This is a genomic window from Hamadaea tsunoensis DSM 44101, from assembly GCF_000428945.1.
Lineage (GTDB): Bacteria > Actinomycetota > Actinomycetes > Mycobacteriales > Micromonosporaceae > Hamadaea > Hamadaea tsunoensis.
This window is the reverse complement of record NZ_AUAX01000043.1, coordinates 14,035-32,076: the sequence shown is the minus strand read 5'-3', so window position 1 is coordinate 32,076 and position 18,042 is coordinate 14,035. Positions and strand designations below refer to the sequence as shown.

Sequence of the window (18,042 nt, the reverse complement as noted above, 5' to 3'; positions counted from 1 at the left end):
GGACCGTAGCCGTTCCGAGACCTGGGCTCCTCTGTCCACCGAGGAGGGTCCTCTTTTAGGCTGTCCGCTTGGAACGATCCGACCGCATACCCGGCGTGTCGCGCAAGCGCTTCCCGGTACGACCTCAGACAGTCCTGGAAGGAAACCCCCCTCGTGACGACATTCAGTCGACGCTCCGCCCTCCTGGCCGCCCTCGGCGCGGCCGCGGCCGTGACCACGTCCGCCTGCTCGGACACGGCCACCGGTTCGGCGGGATCGACGTCCGCGCCCTCGTCCGGCTCGCTCGACAAAGTGAACTATCTCACTTCGTTCGGCACGTTCGGTCGTGAGTCATACGCGTACGTGGCCCAGAAGAAGGGCTTCTTCACCGACGCCGGTCTCGACGTCACCATCAAGCCCGGCAACGGCAGCGGCGACAACATCAAGCTGCTCGCCGGCGGCCAGGCCGACATCGTCGTGGTCGACTTCGCCGCGCTCGCGATCTCGGTCGGCAAGGGCCAGGTGTCGGGCCTGACCGCGTTCGCCGCCATCCTCCAGCGCTCCCTCGCGGGGTTGATGACGCTGGACGGCTACGGCATCACCACTCCCAAGGACCTCGAAGGCAAGAAGGTCGGCGACCCCACCGGCTCGATCAACACCACGCTCTTCCCCACGTACGCCAAGCTGGCCGGCGTGGACGCCAGCAAGGTGACGTTCGTGAACCTGCCCGCCCCGAACCTGCCGGCGGCGCTCGCGTCGCGCAGCGTCGACGTCATCGGCCAGTTCGTGGTCGGCAAGCCCACCATCGAGGCGGCGGCGGCCGGCAAGTCGGCGGTGACCCTCGCGTACAGCGAGTACCTGACCGACCTGTACGGCAACACGGTCATCACCACCGACAAGCTCGCCAAGGACAAGCCCGACGTGGTGAAGCGCTTCCGGGACGCGCTCATGAAGGGTCTCGCGTACGCCGTGGACAACCCCGACGAGGCCGGTCAGATCCTCGCGTCGGCCATTCCCACGGCGAAGGCACCCATCGCGTCGGCCGAGCTGAAGATCATGGCATCCTACGTACGCGCGTCCGGCTCCACCGTGGGTGCGATGACGGAGGACCGCGTGGCCCGATCCCTCGCGATCCTCAGCGGTTCCGGCACCATACCGAGCGGTGTGCAGCCGAGCCAGCTGGTCAGCTTCGGCCTCGCGCCGCAGTGACCGCCCGCCCCGCCCCGGCTCCCTTTCGCTTCGCCGGGGCGGGGCCCTTTTCTTCCTTGGAGGTACGCGTGCGCGCGGTCTACCCGGTCATCGGCCTGCTCGTCCTGCTCGGCGCGTGGTGGGCCGGGGTGGCCGTGTTCGAGCCCCAGCCGATCGTGCTGCCGGCCCCGGTCATGGTCTGGGAGGCGTTCCGGGACCACACGGCGTACCTGCTGGACATGGCGTGGGTGTCCACTCAGGAGATCGGCGCCGGGTTCGCCCTGGCGACACTCCTCGGCGTGCTCGGCGGCATCTGGCTGTTCGGCTCGCGGGTCGTGGACCGGATGTTCTCGCCGCTGCTGGTCGCCGTCAACGCGGTCCCGAAGATCGCGCTGGCGCCGCTGCTGATGGTGTGGCTCGGCCTCACCTGGCAGTCGCGGATCACGATGGTGATGCTGCTGTGCTTCTTCCCGATCGTGCTCGGCACGGTCGCCGGGCTGCGCGCCACACCGTCCGAAGTGGCCGAACTGGCCCGGTCGCTGCGGGCGAACCGGTTGCAGACGTTCGCGAAGTTCCGGCTGCCCGGCGCGCTGCCCCAGCTGTTCGTCGGCCTGCGGGTCGCGATGCCGCTGGCCGCCGTCGGCTCGACCATCGGCGAGATGATCGGCGGCGACAGCGGCCTCGGCTTCGTCGTCAGCACGGCCAGCGGCTCGTCGGACATGGCGCTGACGTTCGCGGCACTCCTGCTGCTGGCGCTGGTGAGCGTGGTGCTCTACTTCGCGATCGAACTTCTGGAGAAGCTGCTGCTGCCGTGGCACACGGCCACGACGGCCTGACTACTCGGACAACCGCCAGCGGCCACCGCGTACGACGAGCATGGTCAGGGCCTGGGGCATGACCGCGGAGTGGTCGTCGGGCAGCAGGCTCAGCGGGCCGCTGTAGCCGTCGATCTGCAGGAACTGCAGGGTCGCCTGGACGGAGGCGCGCGCCGTGCCGCCGCCCTGGGCGACCGCCTCGACGACGAGTTGGAGGGCGTCGGCGGCGAAGGACGCGTAGCCGACGTACTCGCCGTAGGCGGACGTGTAGTCGCGGAACCACTGCTGGCGGGTGGACTTGGCCGGACTGGTCGCGATGATCTCGTCGATGACCATGGTCTGCGGGAAGGCCATCAGCGCGCCCTCGGCGGCGTGGGCCGTGGCCTGCCCGAAGAAGAGATCGCCGCCCGCTCCGGTGTCGAAGAGGATCTGGCCGGTGTACCCGGCTCCGCGCGCCTCGACCGCGATGGCGTTGGCCTGGGCCGAGCCGGTCCAGACGATGAGCGACTCGGGGTCGGACGCGAGCGCCGCGGCCACGGTCTGGCCGACCTCGGTCGCGGTCACCGCCACCCGCCGCGTCTCGGCCAGCTGCACGTCGGCGTTCTTCAGCGCGTCGGTGAGGGCGGCCACCCCGTCGTCGCCGTACGCGTCGTTCGTCGCGATCACGGCGGTCGTGCCGATCTTCTGCTGGTGCAGTTCGCCGACGAGGCTGGCCGCGCTGTCCTTGGGGTTGGGGCCGACCTTGAAGACGAACTTGCCGGCCTTCTTCGGGTCCGCGACCTCGGTGGCGCCCGACAGCGAGAGCAGCGGGACGCCGCGCTCGGTGACGGTGCCGACCGACGCCATCGCGCACTCCGCGCAGGCGCCCGTGATGATCGCGCTGATCGTCGGGTCGGCGGCGAGCGTGCCGATGTTCTGCTGGGAGAGGCTCTTGTCGGAGCGGTTGTCCTTGATGACGATCCGCACCGGGCGGGCCGCCGTGGCGTTGATCTGGTCCACCCGCAGCCGCAGCGCCCGCTCGTACGCCTGGCCCATCTCCGCGTACGCGCCGGAGAGTTCGAGGTCGGCGCCGATGACGAGCTCCGGCAGGCTGCCCTTCGCCACGCGTTCCGGGGACGGGGCGCAGGCGGCCGTGCCGACCAGTGCGGACACGGCGACAACCACAATGGACAGTCGTGCGCGGTCGGTACGCATCGCAGATCCTTCCGAGAGAGCCGCAGGACACCTTGCCAGCCGCCATTCCGGGGGTCAAGTCGCGGAAACGTTCTCTGTCTAGTGGCGACAGTCCACTGTGTGAACACACAACCAACTACGATCATGTTGTTGTTGATCAAGCTTTCGGTGAATCAAACATTTAATAAGGGGAACTTGGCCTGCGCGGCTTGTCGTGATCGGACTGAACATGGTGGAATCGGCGCCGTGCCACGTTTGAACCTGCGGGACGCTCGGATTCGGACGAAGTTGGCCGTGGTCCTCCTGATCCCTGTGATCAGTACTCTCGTTCTGGGCGGAGTCAACCTCTTCCAGGCCGGGCAGCAGGCCGCCGCCGCTCGTCTGTCCAACCACCTCACGACGCTCTCCGCCCAGGTGACGTCACTCGCTTACGCGCTGCACCACGAGCGCATGGCGGTGGCGGAGTACCTGGCGCACCCGAGCGACGACGGTGCGCAGCTGCGTGCCCGGCTCGCCGACACCGACGAGCGCATCACCGCGTTCCGGCAGGCGCGCGAGGCGCTGGGTACGCCGCCCGACGAGCTCGGCCCGGGCCTGGACCGGATCGGCACCCATCTCGACGGCCTCGGCTCGATCCGCGAAGAGGCGCAGTCGCGCAAGGACACGTCGGCCGCGCAGATGGTCCTGCGATACGGCGTCATCCTGGCTGACCTGAACACCTATGTCTCTGATGCGGCCGAGTTCGTCGGCAAGATCGTTGACGTGGTCGACCAGCCTCGCGCCGTGGCCGCGTTCGCGATGACCCAGTCGGCCGCGGCCGACCAGCAGGCGTCGGCGTACGTGGTGCTGCTCAGCGGGGGCGCGGTCAGCGACGAGCAGCACGCGAGCTTCGTCGCGAGCATGACCACCGCGCAGGAGTCGCTGAAGGAGTTCCTGAAGGACGCCAGCGAACAGCAGTGGACGGTGGTGCGCAACTTCGTCTCCGGCGACGCGGTCACCCTCGCCGACTGGGCGGCCTTCCAGGTGAGCCGGTCGACCGGCACCCGTGCCTGGATCGGTGCGGAGGACGCGTCCCGGTCGCTGGGCGCCGTCGTCGACCTCATGCGGTTCGCCCAGCTGCGGCTGGAGAGCCAGCTCAACTCCGAGATCCAGACGCGTACGGACGCCGTCACGCGGCAGGTGATCGCGGAGTGGATCCTGCACCCGGCCCTGCTGCTCGCCGCGATCCTGATCGCCGCGCTGGTCGCCCGGATGATGGTCCGCTCGCTCGAACGCCTGCGGGGCGGCGCGCTCGCCGTCGCCGACCACAGCCTCCCGGCGATGGTCGAGCGGCTGCGCGACATCCGGGGCCTCGACGAGCGCACCGCCGAGACGTTCGCCAACGAAGTGCACGACGAGATCCGCGTACCGGGGCGGGACGAGATCGGCCAGGTGGCCGCGGCCTTCAACATCGTCCACCGCGAGGCGGTACGCATCGCGGCCGAGCAGGCCGTGCTGCGCGCCACCGTCTCGGCGATGTTCCTCAGCCTCGCCCGCCGGTCCCAGACCCTGGTCGACCGGATGATCGCCGAGCTGGACGCGATCGAGCAGCACGAGCAGGACCCGGCCCGCCTGGCCCGCATGTTCCGGCTGGACCACCTGGCCACCCGGATGCGCCGCAACGACGAGAACCTGCTCGTACTGGCCGGCGCCGACGCGAGCCCCGGCCGCCGTGAGGACGCCGGCCTGGAGGACGTCCTGCGCGCCGCCCAGTCCGAGGTGGAGCTCTACGACCGCGTCGAGTTCAGCACGGTCGACGGCGACACGGGCATCGCGGCGCACGCCGTCAACGACGTCGTCCGCATGGTCGCCGAGCTGATGGACAACGGCACCCGCTTCTCGCCGCCGGGGACGGTCGTCGTCGCCGACGCCCGGCGCATCGGCGACTACGTGCTCATCCAGGTCGAGGACCGCGGCCTGGGCATGACCGACGACCAGATCCACGCCGTCAACGAGCGGCTCGCCGCGCCCGGCCAGGTCGACGTCTCCGCGTTCCGGATGATGGGCCTCGGCGTCGTCGGCCGGCTCGCCGACCGCTACGGCATCAAGGCCGAACTGCGGCGCAACACCGACAGCGGGATCACCGCCGGCCTCGTGCTGCCGCGCAACATCCTCGTGCTGCCGCGGGCCGACGTGAGCCTGCGGCCACGCCGTCACCTCGCCCTGGAGGAGGGCCGCCACCAGGCACTGCCGTCCGGCGCGGGCGTACCGGCGGGCCGGCCCCTCCTGCCGACGCGGGTCCCGGGCCAGCACGTCGCGGGCGAGTACGAGGTGCCCGTCCCGGTCTCCGCGGTCCCGGTCTCCACGGTGCCGGTCTCGGCGCCGCTGGCCGCGCCCGCCGTCGACGACACCACCGAACTGCCGATCTTCCGGCAGATGCAGGCTTCGTGGTTCGGCTCGTCCGCCGAGCCCGAATCCGAGTCCGATTCCTGGGGTACGCGACGCACGATCGAGGCGCCGGCGATCCCCGCGAAGGGACGTGCCGCCGTGCAGCAGAACACGGTACGCAGCGACTGGCCGATCGCCGGGGCGCAGCCGGTCACACCGGGACAGCCCGCGACCGCCGCCCGGCTCGACGGGGCGGCCGAGGACGCGGGCATACCGCGCCAGCGGCAGGCCGCCGAGGCGAATCCTGAGTGGCAGACCTCCGCCGACCTCGGCTGGCAGGCCGCCGCCGCCGCGTCGAGCCCGGTGACCGGTTCGACGACCCGGTCGGGCCTGCCCATCCGCCGGCCCCAGGAGAACCTCGTTCCCGGCAGCGTCGGCGAGCCGACGGTCGCCCGGGTCAAGCGCACTCCCGAGCAGGTACAGGGCCTGCTCTCGGCGTACACCCGTGGTGTTCAGCGGGGCCGCGACGACCTCAGCGGCCCGCAGGTACCAGTACAGAATGAGGAAAACCGATGACCGGCCCGAAGATGGCCCATACCAGCTGGCTGCTGAACAACTTCGCGTACCAGGTGCCCGGTGTGGCACATGTGGTGGCGGTGTCGGCGGACGGCCTGTTGCTCGCATCGACCCAGGATCTGCCCGGCGACCGCGCGGACCAGCTGGCGGCGATCACGGCAGGCGTGGTGAGCCTGACCGACGGCGCCTCGCGCTGCTTCGACGGCGGCGGGATCCGCCAGACGATCATCGAGATGGACGGCGGGTACCTCTTCCTCATGGCGGTGAGCGACGGTTCCGCCCTCGCCGTGCTCGCCGCGCGCAGCTGCGACGTCGGCCAGGTCGGCTACGAGATGGCCCTGCTGGTCGACCGGGTGGGTGGGGCGCTGACGCCCAGCACCCGCGAACTCGCCGGTCAGCCGTAGGCGATCGAGGGGGAAGGTGGGGGATGGTGCGCTGTGGGGCCTGACGACGAGAGTCTGCGCCGAGATCCGCGGGGCGCGCTGGTGCGCCCGTACGCGGTCACGCGCGGGCGTACCGAGCCGCGCCGGGACATCGCGATCGAGGCCGTGCTGGTCACGAACGCGACGGGCCGGCAGGAGGGACGCTTCGCCGGACAGCACAAGAACCGCATCATCACCCTCTGCGACGGCGTGCCGCGTTCCCTCGCCGAGGTGTCGGCGCTGATGAGGATGCCCTTCGGTGTGGTACGCGTCCTCATCGCCGACATGGTCGCCGAGGGGCTCCTCGACCTGCACGAGCTGAACCGGGAACAGAGCGTCAACGATCGTTTGCACGTCTTGGAAAGGGTCTTGAGTGGACTACGCAGGCTTTGACACCACGGGGTCCTCGCAGATCACCTCCGCGAAAATCGTCATCGCCGGCGGTTTCGGCGTCGGGAAGACCACCCTCGTGGGCACGGTGTCCGAGATCGCCCCGCTGACGACGGAGGCGGTGATGACCGCCGCCGGTGTCGGCATCGACGACGCCTCGAAGGTGCCCGGCAAGGAATCCACCACGGTGGCGATGGACTTCGGCCGGATCACGATGGCGAAGGACCTCATCCTCTACCTCTTCGGTACGCCGGGCCAGACGCGGTTCTGGTTCATGTGGGACGAGCTGATGCGCGGCGCGCTGGTCGCCGTGGTCCTCGTCGACACGCGCCGGCTGTCGGACTCGTTCGCGCCCATCGACTTCTTCGAGAGCCGGGGCCTGCCCTACATCGTGGCGCTGAACATCTTCGACGGCACCCAGCGGTACGCCCTGGAGGAGGTCGCCGAGGCGCTGGCGATCCCGGCCCGCGTACCGATCCTGGAGTGCGACGCCCGGCACCGGGAGTCGACCAAGCAGGTGCTGATCAAGTCGGTCGAGCACGCGATCAACGCGCTGCGCGAGGAGAATCCCGAGGTCGTCCCGTCCCGCTGACCGGCTTCATGATCGAAGAACCGGTGCTGTAGGTAGATCGGATCTACGTAGACGCGCTCTACCTGGATCCGATCTACGACTTTCCGGCCGAGCCCCGCGCTCGCTGACGCGACCGCCCACTAGCGGATGGAGTGGGAGCGCGGCCATACTGCGATGCGCAGGCGTGGCAGCGAGGGAAACGATCGTGAATCCGACAGGGCGGGGCGGCGCGGACCATCAGGTCCGCGCGCTGCTGGCCGGGGTCGCGCTGGCCGGCCGGTCGGCGGCCGTACTGGCGTGGGTGCTGCTGGACGCCGGGCACCGCTGGCCGGTGCTGGTGTGGACGGTGCCGGCGCTGTTCGCCGGGCTCTCGCTGAGTTCCGCCCTGACCACCTCGCGGCGGTGGGTGCTGGCCGGCGGCGATCTGGTGCTGGCCGTGCTGATGGCGTACTTCGTGGTCGGCCGGACGCCGGTGATGATCACTGCTTTCGGGTCCGCCGGGCTCGCCGGGGCGCTGCTGGGCTGGCCGGGGGTGATCGCCGGGCTGGTCACCGTCGCGGGCGGCGTCTTCGCGCCGCTGGGCGGGGTCGCCGGCGCGCTCATCTCCGGCTGGGTGCGGGCCGCCGCCGAGCGGATCCGCGAGTCCCGCCGGGCCGCGGCCGCCGCCGAGCGGGCGCGGCTCGCCCGCGAGATGCACGACTCGCTGTCGAAGACCCTGGACGCGCTGGCCCTGGGCGCGGCCGCGCTGCCGACCTCGCTCGGCGAGCCCGACCGGGCCGTCCGGCTGGCCGCCTCGCTGCGGGAAGGCTCCCTCGACGCCGCCCGGGACGCCCGCGCGATCATCGACGACCTGCGCTCGCCGGCGCTGTCCGCGCCGCTCGCCGACACCGTCCGCGCCATCTGCGACGACTGGTCGGCGGTGACCGGGCTGCCGGCGATCGTGCGTACCGAGCCGGTCGAGGTGTCGGGCCGGGTCGCCGCGGAACTTTCGTGGATTCTGCGAGAGGCACTCCGCAACGTCGCCGAGCACTCCCGCGCCTCGCACGCCGAGGTCCGGCTCGCCGCCGAGGGCGACGCCGTGCGGCTCGAGGTCCGCGACGACGGCACCGGCTTCGCCGAACCCGACCTCGCGGCCCTGCCGCGAACAGGCCGCCACGGGCTCGTGGGCATGACGGAACGCGCGCGCCTCTGCGGCGGATCTCTTTCGATATTTACCCTTGATAATACGCGTATCGTGGCGCTCGTTCCCCGTCACGGGGCCGCCGGGCGGCCCGGGATTCCCCGGCGGCTGCGGTTCCTGGCGATCACGGGTGCGTCCGTCCTGTGTGGAGCGCTCGTCATCGGGGTGAGCGTTCTGCGGCCGTCGCCCTTCGTCGAGGGCGCCGGGTCCGGGGTGACCGGTGCCGCCTCGTCGCCGTCGGCCGGGCCGTCCACCGGGCCGTCCACCGGGCCGAACGCGTCCGCGCAGCCGAAACCGAGTGGGTCCGGGCACGACGGGAAGACCGCGAGCCCGGCGGCGGCCGATCCGGCGGCGCTGGCGTGCCACGTGAAGTACACCAAGCGCAATCAGTGGGAGGGCGGCTTCGTCGCCGACGTGACGATCGTCAACACGGGGACCACGATCATCGACGGGTGGCAGCTGACCTTCGCCTTCCCGCTCGGCGACCAGAAGCTGACCAGCGGCTGGGCCGCCATCTGGACGCAGACCGGCCGGGACGTGCTCGCCGAGGACACCGGTACGCCGGCCCTGCGCCCCGGTGACTCGATCCTGATCGGGTTCCAGGGGACCTTCGCCAAGACGAACCCGGTTCCGTCGGGCTACTCGCTCAACGGAACCGTCTGCCGTTAGTCAGCCCGCGAGCCAGGCGACGATCGCCTCGGCCCGGTTGCGTACGCGCAGCTTCTTGTAGATCCGGCTCACCGCGTTGCGGACGGTCTTCTCGGCGACGCACAGCTTGGCGGCGATGGAACCGTTGCTCTCGCCGGCGACCACGAGTTCCATGATCTCGCGTTCGCGCCGGGTCAGCGTGTGCAGCGCCCGGCGGTGGGACGGGGCCGACGGGTGGCGCAGGTGGCGGACGACGGCCGTCAGGCAGGCGGGGGACAGCCGGCTCTGGCCGTGGATCGTGCCGTGCACGGCGTCGAGCAGGTCGGCCCGGGTGAACTGTCCCTCGACGAGCAGGCTCGTCGCGCCGGCGCGCAGCGCGGGCACCACGTCGGCCGGTTCCATCGTCCGGGTCAGGACGAGGATCGGCGGGGCCGGTTCGGGCATCGCGCGGGCGAGCGCGGAGACGTCGCGTACCTCGTCGGTGCGCAGCAGGATGAGGTCGGCCGGCATCCGGCCCTGCATCACGGCCGCCGCCAGGGGCAGGCAGCCGAGCAGGGTGGTGTGGCCGCCCAGCATCGCGGCGAAGGCACCGTCGGCGGCTCCGACGAGGACGACACGGGGCGGGTTCATGACGTCAGGGAAGCACCTGGCCGACCCGCTGCCAAGACCGGCCGCCGCGTTGCGCGTACGCGAAATGGGTGTGAACAAAGGGGTACGCGAGGCCGCACCGGCCCCCGACGCCGGGCGGCACCCAGGAAACTTGGGTGCCCGGGGCGGGCAAGTCAGGGGCGGCGCCAGAGCGCGATCGCCTCGGTACGCCCACCGGCGCCGAGCTTGCCGAAGATGTGGTTGACATGGTTTTCCACGGTCTTGAGCGAGAGTACGAGCGACCCGGCGATCTCGGCGTTGGTGAGGCCGGCGGCGATGAGGTTCATGACCTCGGTCTCGCGGCGCGACAGCCCGGCGCGGCTCTGCGGGGCCGCGCGCACGCTGGTGACCAGGGCGCGGGCCGCGGTCGGCGACAGGTACGCCTCGCCGGCGGCGACCGACCGTACGGCGAGCAGCAACTCGGCGGGGACGAACTGGCCGTGGATGAGGTAGCCGAGCGCGCCGGCCCGAATGGCGTCGACCACGACGGCGTCGTCCGCGGTACGCGTCAGCATGAGCACCCGGCTGATCGCGCCGATGGACGCCACGACGGACAGCCCGTCGCGCAACGGCATCCGGTGGTCGAGCAGGGTGACGGTGGGCCGCAGGGCGACCGCCAGGCGCAGGGCCTCGACGCCGTTGGCCGCCTCGCCGACGACCTCGATCCCGCTGCCGGCCGGGATCATCTCGCGGACGACCGCGCGGACGACGCTGTTGTCGTCGGCCACGAGCAGGGTGATGTGCTCGTCGGGATGGGGCCGATCGATCGTCATGGTCAGCAAGGATACGGCGCGGACATCCCGCTGTAACGAGTCCTGACGGCGGCGAGGGGCGAGCGGGCCGGCCGTGGAAACGTAAGTCCTGCTCCGGCAGGACCGTACGCCGACGGTGTCCCGGGGTACGCGGGACAAAGGTGCCACAACCGCCGGAACTGTTTCCGGCCGGTGACCGCCGGAAATACGCTTCTTCACATCCAGTTGGGAGCGCTCCCAGCATCTTAGCAAGGAGATCGCATGACGAACAACCGGCTGCCGCGCCGCGCGGCGAGTCCCGGGTCGTGCGGTTCCGTGGCCGGCACCGCGCCCACGGCGCCGGCCCGCACCGTCCGTCCCGTCCGTCACGCCTCGTCCGTCCCGGTGTCCCACTCCACGGCCGTCCGGAACCACGATCTCCGCTTCGTCCCTCCCCTCGGTACGCCGCCCGCCGCCCTGCTGTCGGGGCAAACGGGCGCGGTTCGGCGTACCCTGCCGGCGCCCGCCTATCCGCCCGTTTCATAGGCACGCGCCGCCGGTCGCGGGCGGGGAACCGGGTGAGCACCGGTTCCCCGCCCGCACCTTCATTCGCGGATCCGTTCGCGCATAGCGTTGATCCCGTTTGGATCAGGGTTTTCACCCGAATCTTGGGCCATGATTACGTGGCGATCCCTGATCCAAACCAGATCTTGGGGGCAGTGATCGCGGCTGGCCCGCGTAGATCTTGGCGTATCGCCGCAGAGATCGACATGGATGCGCAATAGGGAGAGCGGCCGGGAAACTCGGCCCGATGTGCTCCTAAGTGGATCAACAACCACTCCGCTACCCGTTGTAGTGTCGCAATGCGGTCCTGTAGTCGTTCGTTCCTTGGCCGGAAGCGATCGGGCGTGGGCTTCGACGCAGTCACGCGAACCGCTGGTACAAGGAGCTTGTGTGCTCGACATAGATGAATGTCTCCGGCAGATGATGTCCATCCAGGGTGCCCTGGGCGCCGGACTCATCGACTTCCCGAGTGGATCGACCGTCGGCGCCGCCGGCCGTGGTCCGGGCGGATCCGATCTCGACGGCGGCGGTGCCGCGCAGATGGTGCACGCCGCGCTGCAGACGGCCGCGTTCGCCACGGTCGGCCGGCCCGAGCGGGTCGAGGGTGTCGTGATCACCGCCGGCAACGGCTACCACCTGCTGCAGACCCTCGATCAGGGCGGATCCGGCCGGCTGGTGCTCTACGTCTGGCTCGACCGGATGCTGGGCAACCTCGCCGTCACCCAGCGCCACATGGGCGCACTGGCCGACGCGATCTCCGCGAACTGACCGATCCCGGCCGGGAGACCGGCCGCCGTCCCCGGGACCGACCGAGAACGCCGAGAGGTACATCCGCGTGTCTTCCTCAGCGCGTACACCGCCCCTGGTACGCGATGCCCTCGAACCGTGGTGCGCCGCGGGGCTGACGGGTGCGCTGCGCGTACTCGACGCCCCGGGCGGCGCGGTGTACATCTTGGACGGACGGGTCGAGTTCGCCGAGAGCCCGGTCGCCTCGCCGCCGGAACGGCTGCTGACCGCCTCGGGCCGGATCGCGCCGGACACCTGGCGGGCCGCCGTACGCGCCGGGCGCCGGGTCGGCGACGAACTGGTCGCGTCGGGCGTGCTGAGCCGGGCGGAGTGGGAGGCGACCGTCCTGCTGTCGCTCTACGACGCCGCCCACTTCCTCTTCGACCTGGCCGCCGGGGTGCGGTTCGAACCGGGTGCGCGGCCGGAGCAGGGCGCCGGTCGCCCGCTCGACCTGCGCCCGGTCTGCCAGGAGGTCGACCGGCGCCGCCGGCTGCTCGCCGACGCCTGGCCCGACGCCGCCATCGACACCGCCGCGGTGCTGCCCCAGCGGCGGCTGCCGGGCGGCACGGTGGCGCTGTCCGCGTTGCAGTGGGAGATCGTGGCCAACGCCGACCGCCGGCGCAGCCCGATCGACCTCGCCCGCCTGCTCGGCCGCGACACCTTCACGGTGATGCTGGAAGTCCGCCGGATGACCCGGTCGGGCCTGGTCGAACCGGGCCGGCCGGGCGGCTCCGCGGCCGCCGGTTCGGTGGCGACCGTCCGGGCCCGGGCCGCCGTGCCGCCGTCGGGGTTTCCGCTGCGGCGCGTACCCGAACCACCGGAACCTGAGCCGCCGGAGCCCGCCGAGCCGGTGGCGGAGGCGGCGGCCGCCGATCCGGTCGGGCCGCGCATCCCGTTGCCCCGCCGTGCCCCCGGTACGCAGGAGTACCCGCCCGCCCCGGCCGGCGGGTCGGCGTACGACGACTCGGACATCCTGTTGCGCCTGCTCGACGGGCTGGAGGCCCTGCGGTGAGGCCTGTCCTGCAGCGGCTCGGGTGGAAAGGGAGGAACAGGTACGTGGGCATCGAAGACGCGGTGTACGCCGAGATCCGCAAACTGCGCGAGAACCTGCCCCACGTCGCGGGCGTCGTCGTCGCGAGTGTCGACGGCCTGCTCGTGACCCACGACGCTCCCGGCGTACAGGCGGAGACGTTCGCCGCGATGTCGGCCGCCCACCTCGGGCTCAGCCAGCAGATCGCCGCGGCGGCCGGCTCGGGTGCCTTCCGCGAGACCGTCGTACGCGCAGCGACCGGTTACGTGGCCTCGTTCGCCGCCGGAGACGCGGCGCTGATGACCGTCCTGGCAGGGCCCGAGCTGAACGTCGGGCGCCTCCAGCACGAAGCACGTCCCGTGGCCGAGCGGGTGGGCGAGATCTTCGCGTCCGCCGGCCTCGGGTGAAGTCCGTACATCTTTCAGGGGAGGAACCCGCATGACCGACATGGAAGGCTCGCTCAAGGAGGCCATGGAGATCGACGGCGCCATCGGCGTCGCGCTCGTGGACTACACCTCGGGCATGGCGCTCGGCACGCTCGGCAGCACCAAGGACTTCGACCTCACCGTGGCGGCCGCCGGCAACACGGACGTGGTGCGGGCCAAGCTGCGCACGATCGAGATGCTGAAGCTCAAGGACCAGATCGAGGACATCCTCATCACCCTGGGCGGCCAGTACCACATCATCCGGCCGCTGACGAGCCGGAACACCCAGGGCCTCTTCCTCTACCTGGTGCTGATCAAGTCGCGGGCCAACCTGGCGCTCGCCCGGCACCGGCTGAAGACGATCGAGGAGGGCCTCCAGATGTAGTTCCTCCTTCCCGGGGGCGTCCGCGCTGCGTACGCCCCTAAGGGAATCCCCTGGTTGCGGCGAGCATACTCGGTATGCATACTCAGTACTCATGTCCATCAGACACGGTCTGCTGGCGCTTCTCGAGCGCGGGCAGATGTACGGCTACCAACTCCGGACGTCCTTCGAGACGGAGACCGGAGCCACCTGGCCCCTCAACATCGGCCAGGTCTACTCGACGCTGACCCGGCTCGAACGCGACGGCCTGGTACGCGCGCTGCCGGAACACGACGGGGGGCAGCGCCCGTACGAGATCACCGATGCCGGCCGGGCGGAGCTGGCGATCTGGTTCGCCACCCCCATCGCCCACGCCGACCGGCCGCGCGACGAGCTGGCGATCAAACTCGCGCTCGCGATCACCACGCCCGGCGTGGACGTGGCGTCGGTCGTGCAGACGCAGCGCTCGTCGACGATGCGGACCCTGCAGCAGTACACGCGCCTGAAGAAGGACGGCGCGGAACTGCCCTGGCGGCTGGTCCTCGATTCACTCATCTTCCAGGCCGAGGCGGAGCTGCGCTGGCTCGACCACTGCGAGGCGTCACTGGTGCGGTACGTGCCGCCGGCGACCGCGGGCGACGTGCCCGCGGCGCAGGCGGCCGACGAGATCACGGGGAGCAAGCGATGAGCGTGCTGGAACTGCGCGACGTCCACCGTAGGCACGGCCAGGGCGCCACCGAGGTGCACGCCCTGCGCGGCGTCTCGGTCAGCGTCGAACCAGGGGAGTTCGTCGCGGTCATGGGACCGTCGGGATCGGGCAAGTCCACCCTGCTCAACCTGGCCGGCGGCCTGGACGCGCCGAGCACCGGCGAGGTCGTCGTCGAGGGCGCCGTCCTCGGCTCGCTGTCGCGCTCGGGCCTGGCCCGCCTGCGCCGCCGCCGGATCGGCTACGTCTTCCAGGACCTGAACCTGCTCGCGAGCCTCACGGCCGCCGAGAACATCGCGCTGCCCCTCGAACTGGACGGCCTGGCGCCCCGCAAGGCCCGCCCGCTGGCCGAGGCCGCGCTGGCCGAGGTCGATCTCGAAGGGTACGCGGAGCGCTTCCCCGACCAGATGTCCGGCGGTCAGCAGCAGCGGGTGGCGATCGCCCGGGCCCTGGTCGGCGAGCGGCGACTGGTGCTCGCCGACGAGCCGACGGGGGCCCTCGACTCCCAGACCGGCGAGGCGGTCCTGCGGCTGCTGCGGGCCAAGGTGGACGCGGGGGCGGCCGGCGTACTGGTGACGCACGAGGCCCGCCACGCGGCCTGGGCCGACCGCGTGATCTTCCTGCGCGACGGCGTCATCGTGGACACCTCCACCGGCATCGGCTCGGCCGAGCAGCTGCTGGAGGTCTCGTCGTGATGTGGCTCCGCAGCTGGACGGTGTCGCTCAAGCTGGCGTTCCGCGAGATGCGCCGCAGCAAGGGCCGTACGGCGCTGGTCATGCTCCTCATCGGCGCACCGGTGCTCGCGCTGGCGTTCATCGCGGTCTCGTACGACACCTTCAACCTCACCGCCGCGGAGAAGAACGCGCGCAACCTCGGCACCGCCGACGGACTCGTCTACTGGGCGAGCACCGGGCCGCTGCACGAGGACGGCACCGACAGCCCGGCCCCGCCGGTGGCGACCGACGCCGACCTGCTCAAGGTGCTGCCCGCGGGCAGCTCCGTGGCCCGCGTCCAGACCGGCGGCGGGCAGGTACGCGTACACACGGCGACGGGGATCGGCGGGCTGCCGTCGTACTACCTGCCGATCGACGACCCGGTCACGCAGGGCATCGTGACGCGGCTGCGCGGGACCGCGCCGAAGGCCGCCGACGAGGTGGCGATCACCGAGGACGCCGTCTCCCGGCTGGGCGTCGACATCGGCGGCAGCGTACGCCTGGTCGACCCGGACCAGTCCTACAAGGTCACCGAGGTCGTCGAGCTGCCGGACGACCTGTCGGCGGCCCTCGTGTTCCCGCCGAGCGCGCTGCCGGCCGAACCGGGCGGCTCCTGGCTGATCAAGGTGCCGGGCGGCATCACGCCGCAGGTCGCCGATCACCTCAAGGCCAACGGCCTGCTGTGGTCGCACGACGAGAGCACCGATGAGTCGATGACGGCATCCGACTTCGAGCTGCCGGTGATCGTCTGCGGCCTGATCGCGTTCGAGGTGATCCTCCTGTGCGGACCGGCGTTCGCCGTCGGCGCCCGGCGGCGGCAGCGCGATCTCGCGCTCGTCGCGGCCAACGGCGGCACCGCGAAGCAGCTGCGCCGGATCGTGCTCGCCGACGGGCTGCTGCTCGGTCTGGCCGGCTCGGTCGTGGGCGTCGTCCTCGGTACGCCGCTCGCGGTGATCGCCCGCCCGTTCATGGAGACGCTGCTGGTCCACCGCCGGTCCGGGGCGCTGCGCTTCTTCCCCGAGGTGCTGGCCGCCGGCATCGTGCTGGCCGCCGTGACCGGCGTACTGGCCGCGCTCTTCCCCGCGATCAACGCCGCCCGGCAGAACGTCGTCGCCGCGCTGGCCGGCCGCCGGGGGATCGTGCGGTCGCGCAAGCGGTGGGTGGCGACCGGCGTACTCATGCTGGGCGGAGCCGCGGTGATCACGGTGGCGGGGGCCGCGCGCAGCGACGCGACGGTGATCCTGGTCGGGCTGGTGCTCGGGCAGCTGGCGCTGGTCGTCCTGACGCCGTCGATCATCGGTCTGCTCGGCCGCGCCGGGCGCGTGCTACCGCTCGCGCCGCGGATCGCGTTGCGGGACACGGCGCGCAACCGGTCCTCGGCGGCGCCGGCCATCTCGGCGGTGATGGCCGTGGTGGCGGGTTCGGTGATGATCGGCGTCTACTACTCCAGCGGCCACGCCCGCGACGTCGACGACTACCGGGCGGCGCTGCCGGAGGGCTATGCCGCGGTCACGCTCACCGAGTACGACCGGGTCGGGCACCCGCACCTGATGAGCGCCGCGGAGATCGCGGACCTCAAGGGCCGGGTCGCCGGGACGATGCCGGTCGACCACTTCATCACCACGAGCCTCGGCGAATGCGCCGGCCCCCAGGCCAAGCCCGAGAACCCCTGCTACATCACCCTCACGATGCCGCCCGAGAACGTCTGCCCGTGGAGCGACAAGCCCCCGGCCGCCGACCTCGACCGGGCCCGTGCCGATAAGCGGTGCACGGGTACGCACTCGGCCGGCGGCTTCATGGGCTACTACGTAGACGATGGAACCGGCCTGAACGACCTGACCGGCGCCGACCCGACCGACCTCGAAGCCGCCCGGGCGATGCTGCGCGACGGCGGCGTGGTCGTCGGCGACTCCGCGTTCGTCAGCAACGGCCACACGATCCTCGAGTACGCCGACGGGACCCAGGAGAACGCGAACGGCGACAAGGGGAAGACCAAGACGGTCCCCGCGTACGCGTTGCACAGCGGGCCGACCGGCATGCCGGCGATCATCTCGCCGCGGCTGCTGCCGGACCTGGGCCTCACGCCGACGCCGTCGGTGCTCGTCATCGCCACCCGGCGCACGCCGACCACCGCCGAACAGGACGCCTTCCAGGCCGTGCTGGACGGCTACGGCAACGGGATCTGGGCGTACGTGGAGGGTGGCCCGGACAACAGCGTCGACATCACGCTGATCATCCTGGCCGTCGCGTCGGCCCTGGTCACGCTGGCCGCCACCGCCGTCGTGACAGGTCTGGCCGCTGCCGACGGCCGCGCCGACCTGTCCACGCTCGGTGCCGTGGGGGCTGCGCCACGCGTACGCCGGCTCATGGCGCTCAGCCAGTCGGGGGTGATCGCCGGACTGGGCACGGTGCTCGGCGTGGCGGCGGGCGTGGGGGCGGCGTTCGCGCTGATCGCCGCGATCAACCGGGCGAGCGGGGCGGACGCCTGGCCGCCACTGCCACCGCTCGGGCTGGCGGTGCCGTGGTCCCAGCTGCTGATCGTGCTGGTCGTGCCGCTGGTGGCGATGCTCGGCGCGGGCATGCTGACCCGCTCCCGCCTACCCATCGAACGCCGCTCCTGACCAGCTCCTGACCGGAAGCCCTCCCGACCGGGAGCCCGGCTCCGACGCCAAGATCCCGTTTGGATCAGGGAAATCACCCGAATCTTGGGCCAAGATTCGGGGCGAAAACCTGATCCAAACGGGATCTTGGTTTGGGTTTTGGGTCGTG

At 71.3% G+C, this 18,042-nt stretch carries 17 protein-coding genes; 14 read left to right on the top strand and 3 right to left on the bottom strand.

Features of this window, described 5'->3' with window-relative positions; translation table 11 throughout:
- Positions 1-153 precede the first annotated feature (153 nt).
- Positions 154-1,188, top strand: coding sequence for an ABC transporter substrate-binding protein (locus G401_RS0136865; protein WP_027346431.1), 1,035 nt, complete (start codon positions 154-156; stop codon positions 1,186-1,188).
- A gap of 68 nt (positions 1,189-1,256) precedes the next feature.
- Entirely contained in the window at positions 1,257-2,003 is a 747-nt protein-coding gene (locus G401_RS0136860; RefSeq protein ID WP_157546737.1) for an ABC transporter permease, read from the top strand.
- Here the strand turns inward: G401_RS0136860 and G401_RS0136855 are convergent, their stop codons facing one another.
- Positions 2,004-3,176 (bottom strand): ABC transporter substrate-binding protein, encoded by a 1,173-nt coding sequence (locus tag G401_RS0136855; protein WP_034594233.1) that lies wholly within the window; start codon positions 3,174-3,176, stop codon positions 2,004-2,006.
- Between the two features lie 291 nt (positions 3,177-3,467).
- Between G401_RS0136855 and G401_RS50995 the strand changes: the two genes are divergently transcribed.
- The 5 genes from G401_RS50995 (at position 3,468) to G401_RS53810 (ending at position 9,330) form a co-directional block, all read left to right on the top strand.
- Positions 3,468-6,098: a sensor histidine kinase gene (locus G401_RS50995; protein ID WP_169734297.1), complete on the top strand. Its 2,631-nt coding sequence runs from the start codon at positions 3,468-3,470 to the stop codon at positions 6,096-6,098.
- 11 nt (positions 6,099-6,109) lie between these two features.
- Positions 6,110-6,502, top strand: coding sequence for a roadblock/LC7 domain-containing protein (locus G401_RS0136845; protein ID WP_157546740.1), 393 nt, complete (start codon positions 6,110-6,112; stop codon positions 6,500-6,502).
- Positions 6,503-6,535: 33 nt separating this feature from the next.
- On the top strand, positions 6,536-6,913 hold the full coding sequence (locus G401_RS0136840) for a DUF742 domain-containing protein (RefSeq protein WP_245602040.1): 378 nt from the start codon (positions 6,536-6,538) through the stop codon (positions 6,911-6,913).
- Entirely contained in the window at positions 6,894-7,502 is a 609-nt protein-coding gene (locus tag G401_RS0136835) for a GTP-binding protein (RefSeq protein WP_027346426.1), read from the top strand. The genes G401_RS0136840 and G401_RS0136835 overlap by 20 nt, the downstream gene beginning before the upstream one ends.
- 184 nt (positions 7,503-7,686) lie before the next feature.
- Positions 7,687-9,330 carry a cellulose binding domain-containing protein gene (locus tag G401_RS53810; RefSeq protein WP_051367776.1) on the top strand — a complete coding sequence of 548 codons (1,644 nt, stop codon included), beginning with the start codon at positions 7,687-7,689 and terminating at the stop codon, positions 9,328-9,330.
- Here the strand turns inward: G401_RS53810 and G401_RS50985 are convergent, their stop codons facing one another.
- Positions 9,331-9,939, bottom strand: coding sequence for a response regulator transcription factor (locus G401_RS50985; RefSeq protein ID WP_051367774.1), 609 nt, complete (start codon positions 9,937-9,939; stop codon positions 9,331-9,333).
- Between the two features lie 152 nt (positions 9,940-10,091).
- Positions 10,092-10,730, bottom strand: coding sequence for a LuxR C-terminal-related transcriptional regulator (locus tag G401_RS0136820; RefSeq protein WP_027346425.1), 639 nt, complete (start codon positions 10,728-10,730; stop codon positions 10,092-10,094).
- Positions 10,731-11,642: 912 nt separating this feature from the next.
- Between G401_RS0136820 and G401_RS0136810 the strand changes: the two genes are divergently transcribed.
- From G401_RS0136810 to G401_RS0136780, 7 genes are all read left to right on the top strand, one after another.
- Positions 11,643-12,020 carry a hypothetical protein gene (locus G401_RS0136810; protein ID WP_157546736.1) on the top strand — a complete coding sequence of 126 codons (378 nt, stop codon included), beginning with the start codon at positions 11,643-11,645 and terminating at the stop codon, positions 12,018-12,020.
- A gap of 67 nt (positions 12,021-12,087) precedes the next feature.
- On the top strand, positions 12,088-13,050 hold the full coding sequence (locus G401_RS50980) for a hypothetical protein (RefSeq protein ID WP_051367772.1): 963 nt from the start codon (positions 12,088-12,090) through the stop codon (positions 13,048-13,050).
- 44 nt (positions 13,051-13,094) lie between these two features.
- Entirely contained in the window at positions 13,095-13,475 is a 381-nt protein-coding gene (locus G401_RS0136800) for a roadblock/LC7 domain-containing protein (protein ID WP_027346422.1), read from the top strand.
- 31 nt (positions 13,476-13,506) lie between these two features.
- The gene (locus G401_RS0136795) at positions 13,507-13,878 is read left to right on the top strand and encodes a hypothetical protein (protein WP_027346421.1); all 372 of its coding nucleotides are present in this window, start codon (positions 13,507-13,509) and stop codon (positions 13,876-13,878) included.
- A 91-nt stretch (positions 13,879-13,969) separates the two neighbouring features.
- Complete coding sequence (locus G401_RS0136790) at positions 13,970-14,542, top strand: PadR family transcriptional regulator (RefSeq protein ID WP_027346420.1); 573 nt, start codon at positions 13,970-13,972, stop codon at positions 14,540-14,542.
- Positions 14,539-15,255 (top strand): ABC transporter ATP-binding protein, encoded by a 717-nt coding sequence (locus tag G401_RS0136785; protein WP_027346419.1) that lies wholly within the window; start codon positions 14,539-14,541, stop codon positions 15,253-15,255. The genes G401_RS0136790 and G401_RS0136785 overlap by 4 nt, the downstream gene beginning before the upstream one ends.
- The gene (locus G401_RS0136780) at positions 15,255-17,894 is read left to right on the top strand and encodes an FtsX-like permease family protein (RefSeq protein WP_034594230.1); all 2,640 of its coding nucleotides are present in this window, start codon (positions 15,255-15,257) and stop codon (positions 17,892-17,894) included. The genes G401_RS0136785 and G401_RS0136780 overlap by 1 nt, the downstream gene beginning before the upstream one ends.
- The last annotated feature ends 148 nt before the right edge of the window (positions 17,895-18,042 follow it).

What these genes read in the sequence shown, in the direction of transcription:
- G401_RS0136845 (WP_157546740.1), top strand. Translation starts at nt 6,110, where the DNA reads ATGGCCCATACCAGCTGGCTGCTGAACAACTTCGCGTACCAGGTGCCC.
- G401_RS0136795 (WP_027346421.1), top strand. Translation starts at nt 13,507, where the DNA reads ATGACCGACATGGAAGGCTCGCTCAAGGAGGCCATGGAGATCGACGGC.
- G401_RS0136855 (WP_034594233.1), bottom strand. Translation starts at nt 3,176, where the DNA reads ATGCGTACCGACCGCGCACGACTGTCCATTGTGGTTGTCGCCGTGTCC.
- G401_RS0136820 (WP_027346425.1), bottom strand. Translation starts at nt 10,730, where the DNA reads ATGACGATCGATCGGCCCCATCCCGACGAGCACATCACCCTGCTCGTG.
- G401_RS50985 (WP_051367774.1), bottom strand. Translation starts at nt 9,939, where the DNA reads ATGAACCCGCCCCGTGTCGTCCTCGTCGGAGCCGCCGACGGTGCCTTC.
- G401_RS0136785 (WP_027346419.1), top strand. Translation starts at nt 14,539, where the DNA reads ATGAGCGTGCTGGAACTGCGCGACGTCCACCGTAGGCACGGCCAGGGC.
- G401_RS0136790 (WP_027346420.1), top strand. Translation starts at nt 13,970, where the DNA reads ATGTCCATCAGACACGGTCTGCTGGCGCTTCTCGAGCGCGGGCAGATG.
- G401_RS0136780 (WP_034594230.1), top strand. Translation starts at nt 15,255, where the DNA reads ATGTGGCTCCGCAGCTGGACGGTGTCGCTCAAGCTGGCGTTCCGCGAG.